4 protein-coding genes are annotated in these 3,002 nt (G+C 63.0%); all 4 read left to right on the top strand.

Translation table 11 applies throughout. The annotated features are described in order from the left end of the window. A partial coding sequence (locus AACS24_RS19090) for a cryptochrome/photolyase family protein (protein WP_258222999.1) occupies positions 1-1,179 on the top strand: 1,179 nt, incomplete at its 5' end. A 1-nt stretch (position 1,180) separates the two neighbouring features. After that, positions 1,181-1,609: a nuclear transport factor 2 family protein gene (locus tag AACS24_RS19085; RefSeq protein WP_108571667.1), complete on the top strand. Its 429-nt coding sequence runs from the start codon at positions 1,181-1,183 to the stop codon at positions 1,607-1,609. Continuing rightward, positions 1,606-2,340, top strand: a complete 735-nt coding sequence (locus AACS24_RS19080; RefSeq protein WP_108571666.1) for an SDR family NAD(P)-dependent oxidoreductase — start codon at positions 1,606-1,608, stop codon at positions 2,338-2,340. The genes AACS24_RS19085 and AACS24_RS19080 overlap by 4 nt, the downstream gene beginning before the upstream one ends. Further along, on the top strand, positions 2,337-3,002 hold a 666-nt coding region (locus AACS24_RS22005), incomplete at its 3' end, for an NAD(P)/FAD-dependent oxidoreductase (RefSeq protein ID WP_258222998.1). The genes AACS24_RS19080 and AACS24_RS22005, both read left to right, overlap by 4 nt.

Here is a 3,002-nt window from a genome sequence, read left to right as displayed (position 1 = left end):
CCGGCGGTGTTGGCAGACCTCTGCTGCGAGTTGGGGGTGACCCGGCTCTATGCCAATCAGGCTATCGAGATCGACGAACAGCGTCGCGATCACGCCGTTACCGCCGCGCTGGCAGAGCAGGAGGTGAGTTGTCACTGGCTCAACGGCTGTTGCGTATTGCCGCCGGGGCGGGTGCTGACCGGGTCGGGGGAGATGTTCAAGGTGTTCACCCCCTTCAGCCGTGCCTGGCTCAAGGCACTCGACGAGGAGGGTTTTGTCATTCATCGCGCCCCTGCGCCCCGTGGCGAGCCTTTGCCGTGGCAGCCGCTGGCCGAGCGGGAGTGGGTTGATGAAGCACTCGGCGAGCTGACGACTGATCCACGCTGGCCGGTGGGGGAGGTGGAAGCCCGGCGCCGTTTGAACGATTTTCTGGAGCAGGCGGTGCTCGACTATGGCGAGACCCGGGATTTTCCTGCCATCGCAGGCACGTCCGTGCTCTCCCCCTATCTGGCGGCGGGCATCATCAGCCCGCGCCAGTGCGTGGCGGCGCTCCAGCAGCGGCTCGGCTATCGACCCCAGTCGAATGCCCAGCCCGGCTTTGTCTGGCTCAATGAGCTGGTCTGGCGCGAGTTCTATCGCCACCTGCTGGTACTGATCCCGACCCTCTCCATGAATCGCCCCTTCAAACCGGAGACCGCAGCCTTGCCGTGGAGCTGGGATCCGGATGCCTTCGCCGCCTGGTGCGAGGGACGTACCGGCTACCCCATCGTCGATGCGGCGATGCGCTGTCTCAACGCCACCGGCTGGATGCACAACCGGCTGCGGATGATAGTGGCGAGCTTTCTCACCAAGGATCTCCATATCCACTGGCGGCTCGGGGAGGATTACTTCATGAGTCGGCTAATCGATGGCGATCTGGCGGCCAACAATGGCGGCTGGCAGTGGGCGGCGGGCACAGGCGCCGATGCGGCGCCCTATTTTCGGGTCTTCAACCCCACCACTCAGGGGCAACGATTTGATCCAAAAGGGGAGTTTATCCGTACCTGGGTGACTGAACTTGCCGATATTCCCGCCGCTTATGTGCATCAGCCCCACGACTGGCTGCGGCTCAAGGGGCGACAGGATTATCCGGCACCCATGGTGGATCACGCCGTTGCCCGGGTGAGAGCCATCGAGATGTTTCGCTCTCTGGAGAAATAGGATGAACGAGCCGCTGGCCCGCTTTATTGGCCTCTATCAGCAACTGGACAAACAGCAGTTGCACCGCTTGCCCGAGGTCTATGCCGAACAGGTGGTCTTTACCGACCCGGCTCACCGCATCGAGGGACTGGTGGCCCTTGGCGACTATTTTGCCGCCCTCTATCAGCGCCTCGCCTACTGCCATTTCGTCATCACCAGTCAGCAGCAACAGGGGCCGCAGGCCTGGCTCGGCTGGACCATGACCTTCTCTCACCCCAGCTTGCGTGGTGGTGAGCCGGTGACGGTGGAGGGGGCCACCCGTCTTGAATTCGACGAGGCGGGCAAGGTGTGCCAGCACCGGGACTATTTTGATCTGGGCGCCATGCTCTACGAGCAGTTGCCGCTGCTTGGGCCCGTGGTGCGCACCATCAAGGGGAGGCTCGGCGCATGAGCGGCCGGGTGCTCATCACAGGGGCAACCTCCGGCATCGGTCGCCAGTTGGCGCTCGATTACCGGCGCTCAGGCTGGCAGGTGTGGGGCTGTGGCCGCGATGGTGAACGGCTACAGGAGCTGGGGCTGTACGGCATCACGCCGCTGCAGTTCGATGCCCGGGATCTGGCCGCAATGAGCGGGGTGGCTGCCACGTTGCCATCCCTCGATCTGCTGATCCTCAACGCAGGCAACTGCGAGTACATGGATGTCGGCGAGGAGTTTGACAGCGAGCTGTTTGCCCGGGTGATTGAGACCAATCTGACCGCCACCGGTCATGCGCTGGCCGCCTTCTTGCCGCTGCTCGGTGCGGGATCGCGCCTTGCCATCGTCAGCTCGTCGGTGAGCTGGCTGCCGCTGCCGCGAGCCGAGGCGTATGGTGCCTCCAAGGCGGCCCTCGACTATCTGGCGGATACCTTGCGCCTCGATTTGGCCAGCAAAGGGATCGGGGTGACCCTGATCCGCCCCGGCTTTGTCCAGACGCCGCTCACCGCCAAAAATGATTTTCCCATGCCCTGTCTGGTGACGGTGGAGCAGGCCTCCCGTGCCATCATGGACGGGCTGACTGCAGGTCGTCACCAGATCCACTTTCCCCGCCGTTTCATCTGGTTGCTGCGCCTGCTTGGTGCGCTGCCGGTGGGGCTCTGGCTGCGCCTTGGCCGCGCACTCGTATCGAAAGGAAGCCATTCATGAAGAAAAAGATCGCCATCGTCGGTTCAGGGATCTCGGGGCTCACCGCCGGTTTTCTGCTCCACAAACTCCATGACATCACCCTGTTCGAGGCGGCGCCGACCCTGGGGGGACACACCGCAACCGTCGATGTGAATCAGGCTGGCCGCAGCTATGCCATCGACACCGGCTTTATCGTCTTCAACGATCGCACCTACCCCAACTTCTTGAAGTTGCTGGCGCGGATCGGCATGGCGCGGCAACCGGCCGAGATGAGCTTCTCGGTAAAGAGCCCGGAGGGGCTGGAGTATAACGGCCACAATCTCGACACCCTGTTTGCCCAGCGCAGTAATCTGCTGAGTCCCCGTTTCTACGGTTTTGTCGCCGAGATCCTGCGGTTCAACCGGGAGGCACGAGCCTGGCTGGCAGATGGTCAACATCAGGATGCAGTCCCCGAGCTGACCCTGGGGGATTTTTTGCTGGCGGGGGAGTTTAGTGACTACTTCGCCCGCCACTACATCTTGCCGATGGGAGCGGCGATCTGGTCATCGACCCTGGCCGATATGCGCGCCTTCCCCCTTGGCTTCTTCCTGCGCTTTTTTGCCAACCACGGCCTGCTCGATGTGGCCAATCGCCCCCAGTGGTACGTGATCCCGGGTGGATCGCGGGAATATATCGGCCCCCTT

It is taken from the genome of Aeromonas sp. HMWF016, from assembly GCF_963878195.1.
Lineage (GTDB): Bacteria > Pseudomonadota > Gammaproteobacteria > Enterobacterales > Aeromonadaceae > Aeromonas > Aeromonas lacus.
This window is presented reverse-complemented; position numbering and strand designations above follow the sequence as displayed.

Bases quoted from the DNA above. Each gene is read 5' to 3' on its own strand.
- AACS24_RS19085 (WP_108571667.1), top strand. From the start codon at position 1,181: ATGAACGAGCCGCTGGCCCGCTTTATTGGCCTCTATCAGCAACTGGAC.
- AACS24_RS19080 (WP_108571666.1), top strand. From the start codon at position 1,606: ATGAGCGGCCGGGTGCTCATCACAGGGGCAACCTCCGGCATCGGTCGC.